Here is a 4,496-nt window from a genome sequence, read left to right as displayed (position 1 = left end):
CGGGCGGAGGCCGTGACCGCGGGGCGGATCGCCAAGGTGTGGGGACTCGGCGCGGTCCGGATCGGCGACCCCCTCGGCGCCCCGCGGACCTCCTCGGCGCACGGCCACCACTTCGCGCCGCCGACCCTGGAAACCGTCGTCACCCCCCGGCACGGCGCCGACCGGGGCGCGTTGCACCTCGCGCTCACCCAACTCGCCGAGCAGGACCCGCTGATCGGCCTGCGGCAGGACGACGTGCGCGGGGAGATCTCCGTCTCCCTCTACGGAGAGGTCCAGAAGGAGGTCATCGAGGCGACCCTGGCGGACGAGTTCGGCATCGACGTGGTGTTCCGCGAGACGACACCGCTCTGCGTCGAACGGCCGGCCGGCACGGGCGCGGCCGTCGAGTTCAACAAGAAGGACGCCAACCCCTTCCTCGCGACCGTGGGCCTGCGCGTCGATCCGGCGCCGGCCGGCTCGGGCGTCTCCTTCGGGCTGGAGGTCGAACTCGGGTCGATGCCCTACGCGTTCTTCAAGGCGGTCGAGGACACCGTCCGGGAGACCCTGGAACAGGGTGTGCACGGCTGGCAGGTCACCGACTGCGCCGTCACGATGACGCACGCCGGCTACTCGCCGCGCCAGAGCCACGCCCACCAGGGGTTCGACAAGAGCATGTCCAGCACCGGCGCCGACTTCCGCGGGCTCACCCCGCTCGTCCTGATGGACGCCCTGCGCGCGGCCGGCAGCCGGGTGCACGAGCCGATGAACCGCTTCCGGCTGGAGGCCCCGGCGGACACGCTGGCCGCCGTGCTGCCGGTGCTGGCCAGGCGGCGCGCGGTGCCGCAGACCACCCGGATGCTCGGTGCCGTCTGCGTGCTGGAGGGTGTCCTGCCCGTGCTGGAGACACACCAACTGGAGCAACTGCTCCCGGGGTTGACCCGGGGCGAAGGCGAGCTGGAGTGCGCCTTCGACCACTACGCGCCCGTAGCGCACGGCGTGATCCCGGACCGCCCGCGCAGCGACCTGAACCCGCTGGACCGGAAGGAATACCTGCTGAACGTCACGCGCCGGGTGGGTGGTTGACGGGCGGACCGGGCCGCGGCGGCCGAGGACGCGGCCGGGTCGAGCGCCGACCCGGCCGTATCGAACGCGGACCCATCCGTATCGAACGCAGGCCCGGCAGTATTGAGCCAGCGGTGGCGGAAAAACGCCCTAGCCTCCCGTGATGCCGAATGATCGAATCAGTGCTCGATCGGACTCGGTGACCGGGGGGTGGGCTCGTGCGGGTGACGTCGTACATGGATCTGCGGCGGGAGATGGCCGCGGACATCCGGGCGGAGCGTGAGGCCGCGCTCGATCTGCTGGGCGGGCCGGCCGCCTCGGTCCGGGCGGTGGTCGCCGAACTCCTGGAGAACCGGACGTTCGCCTACCCCCTCGGCGTGCTGCCCCTGATGGTCCACGCCGCGGAGACCGGCGAACCGGGACCCGCCCTCCCGCTCGCCGTCGTCAGCGACCTGTGGTGGACGTCCGCCTGCTACCTGGACGATCTCGCGGACGGCCAGGCCGCCTCCGCCGCCGGCAACCTCGACGAGAGCGAGGCGCTGCTCGCCACCCTCATCGGCGGAACCATGCTTCCCCTGCTCGTCGTCGGCTCCCCGCGCGTTCCCGAGGCCGCCCGCGCCCCGCTGTCCGCCGAGGTCGTGCGCTGCTGGGTCAGCGGCACCGAGGGGCAGTTGCGGGATCTGCGCGCGGACATCCGGGACGCCACCCGCGACGCGGTCGTCGCGGCGTACCTCGGCAAGTCCGGCGCGCCCTTCAGCATGGTCACCGCCATGGCCGCGCGGCTCGCCGGCCGTGGGGACGAACGCGTGGAACTCTGGCGGGAGTTCGGCAATGTCTTCGGCATCCTGTGGCAGCTCTTCAACGACCAGCAGGACATCCTGACCGGCCGCAACGAGGACCTGGCGAACGGCACGGTGACCTATCTGCTGGCCTGCGCCCTGGAGAACACCGCCCCCGACGCCCGCGACGCGGCCCTGCGGCTGCACACCGAGGCCCGGCACTCGGCCGAAGCCCGCGAGGCCTTCACCGCCGTTCTCCTCGCCCCCGACGTGCTCCGGCAGTACGAGGAGGACATCTTCCGCTTCCGGGACCGCGCGCACGGCCTGCTGGACAAACTCGGCGGGGACCCGGCCCACCTCGTGCTCCTGCACGACCTGGTGGACCAGGCCTCCCCGATGCTCCTGCACCCGCGGGAGGCCGTCGCCGGAGCGCTGCGGGCCGGGGACTGAGCGCGGCTACCCGCCCGGCGCGGTCGCCACCGTCAGCACCGCCACCACGAAGGCGGCGCCCAGCAGAGCGGCCGCGCACAAGCGGGCCCGCAGCGCGCGGTACCGCCTCTCGTACTCGGCCCGCAGCTCGTTCCCCCGGCGAACCGTCCGCTCCCAGGACAGCCGGGCGAGCGCGAGATGAGCCTCCTCGTAACGGGCCTCGACCTCCTCCCGCTGGGTGTCCGTCAGCCAGGCCAGCGAGCCCGCGAACCGGACCGCGGCGGCGCGGCCCTCGGCCCGCGCGGCGGCGATGAGCAGATGCCCCTCCAGCTCCCTGATCAGGGCGCCCGCCGCCGGCGCACGGTCGTCCATCGCGGTCACCGCAGCTCCTCGCGCACCACCCGCGCCGGGACACGACCGGCGGCCACCCCGGGATGGTGCAGGTCGAACGCCGGGGACTCCGAACGGATACGCGGCAGGACGGCGAAGTTGTGCCGCGGCGGCGGACAGGAGGTCGCCCACTCCAGCGAACGGCCGTACCCCCAGGGGTCGTCGACCTCGATCCGCTTCCCGTACCGGGCCGTCTTCCACACGTTGTAGAGGAACGGCAGGAACGAGATGCCGAGCAAGAACGACGAGATCGTGGAGACCGTGTTCAAGGTGGTCAGCCCCTCCACCGCCAGATAGTCCGGGATCCGGCGCTGCATCCCGTTCGCGCCCAGCCAGTGCTGGACGAGGAACGTACCGTGGAAGCCCGCGAACAGCGTCCAGAAGGTGATCTTCCCGAGCCGCTCGTCGAGCATCCGGCCGGTGAACTTCGGCCACCAGAAGTGGAATCCGGCGAACATCGCGAACACGACCGTACCGAAGATCACGTAGTGGAAGTGCGCCACCACGAAGTAGCTGTCCGACAGCGGGAAGTCCATCGGCGGCGAGGCCAGCATCACCCCGGTCAGACCGCCGAACACGAACGTCACCAGGAAGCCGACCGACCACAGCATCGGCGTCTCGAAGGACAGCGAACCCTGCCACATCGTGCCGATCCAGTTGAAGAACTTCACCCCCGTCGGCACCGCGATCAAAAACGTCATGAACGAGAAGAACGGCAGCAGCACCCCGCCGGTGACGTACATGTGGTGCGCCCACACCGTCACCGACAGCCCGGCGATCGCGATCGTCGCGCCCACCAGACCCATGTAACCGAACATCGGCTTGCGCGAGAACACCGGGATCACCTCGCTGATGATCCCGAAGAAGGGCAGCGCGATGATGTACACCTCCGGATGCCCGAAGAACCAGAACAGGTGCTGCCACAGCAGCGCCCCGCCGTTCGCCGCGTCGAAGACGTGCGCGCCGAACTCGCGGTCCGCCTCCAGCGCGAACAGGGCCGCCGCGAGCACCGGGAAGGCCAGCAGCACCAGAACACCGGTGAGCAGCACGTTCCACACGAAGATCGGCATCCGGAACATCGTCATGCCGGGCGCGCGCATGCAGACGATCGTCGTGATGAAGTTGACCGAACCGAGGATCGTGCCGAACCCCGAGAGGGCCAGACCCATGATCCACATGTCGGCGCCGACGCCCGGCGAGTGCACCGCGTCCGACAGCGGCGCGTACGCGAACCAGCCGAAGTCCGCCGCGCCCTGCGGGGTGAGGAAACCGCCGACCGCGATGAGCGAACCGAGCAGATAGAGCCAGTAGGCCAGCATGTTCAGCCTCGGGAACGCCACATCGGGTGCCCCGATCTGCAACGGCATGATCCAGTTCGCGAACCCGGCGAACAGCGGCGTCGCGAACATCAGCAGCATCACCGTGCCGTGCATCGTGAACGCCTGGTTGAACTGCTCGTTCGACATGATCTGCAGCCCCGGGCGGGCCAGTTCGGCACGCATCAGCAGCGCCATCACCCCGGCCAGGCAGAAGAACCCGAACGCCGTGACCAGATACAGCGTGCCGATCGTCTTGTGGTCGGTGGTGGTCAGCCACTTCACCGCGGCGGTTCCCGGGCGGCGTGCGCGCACCGGAGGGGGCGCGGGCAGCGCCGTGACAGTGTTGCTCTCCATGCCCCGCCTGTGTCCGGCGCCCCCACGGCCGTCACACGGGAGCCCTGCGACGAGCGTCACACCCGGGAGCTGTGACGACGGGAGACCTGCCGGACACCTACGGACCATGAGCAACGACGAGATCTTCGCCGCTGCCTATCGCGAGCACTACTGGGCGGTCAGCCGCTACGTTGCGCGGCGACTG

General features: G+C 70.5%; 3 protein-coding genes and 2 pseudogenes. 3 read left to right on the top strand and 2 right to left on the bottom strand.

The window, feature by feature from the left end; genetic code table 11:
• Both AB0912_RS35725 and AB0912_RS35720 read left to right on the top strand, forming a co-directional pair.
• Nucleotides 1-1,062 (top strand): annotated as a pseudogene (locus AB0912_RS35725) (GTP-binding protein); the annotation flags it as partial.
• A 203-nt stretch (nt 1,063-1,265) separates the two neighbouring features.
• Complete coding sequence (locus tag AB0912_RS35720; protein ID WP_366707475.1) at nt 1,266-2,270, top strand: polyprenyl synthetase family protein; 1,005 nt, start codon at nt 1,266-1,268, stop codon at nt 2,268-2,270.
• A gap of 6 nt (nt 2,271-2,276) precedes the next feature.
• Here AB0912_RS35720 and AB0912_RS35715 read toward each other — a convergent pair whose 3' ends face one another.
• Nucleotides 2,277-2,621, bottom strand: coding sequence for a hypothetical protein (locus AB0912_RS35715; RefSeq protein WP_366707477.1), 345 nt, complete (start codon nt 2,619-2,621; stop codon nt 2,277-2,279).
• Between the two features lie 5 nt (nt 2,622-2,626).
• Nucleotides 2,627-4,312 carry a cytochrome c oxidase subunit I gene (gene ctaD, locus AB0912_RS35710; RefSeq protein WP_366707473.1) on the bottom strand — a complete coding sequence of 562 codons (1,686 nt, stop codon included), beginning with the start codon at nt 4,310-4,312 and terminating at the stop codon, nt 2,627-2,629.
• A gap of 106 nt (nt 4,313-4,418) precedes the next feature.
• Here ctaD and AB0912_RS35705 point away from each other — a divergent pair.
• Nucleotides 4,419-4,496 (top strand): annotated as a pseudogene (locus tag AB0912_RS35705) (sigma-70 family RNA polymerase sigma factor); the annotation flags it as partial.

Source organism: Streptomyces sp. NPDC007084 (genome assembly GCF_040703595.1).
In the GTDB taxonomy this organism is placed as follows: Bacteria; Actinomycetota; Actinomycetes; order Streptomycetales; family Streptomycetaceae; genus Streptomyces.
The sequence above is the reverse complement of the archived record's forward strand: the minus strand, read 5'-3'. Positions and strand labels throughout refer to the sequence as shown.

Excerpts from the sequence above, each read along its gene's own strand:
- AB0912_RS35715 (WP_366707477.1), bottom strand. The coding sequence starts at position 2,621 with ATGGACGACCGTGCGCCGGCGGCGGGCGCCCTGATCAGGGAGCTGGAG.
- ctaD (WP_366707473.1), bottom strand. The coding sequence starts at position 4,312 with ATGGAGAGCAACACTGTCACGGCGCTGCCCGCGCCCCCTCCGGTGCGC.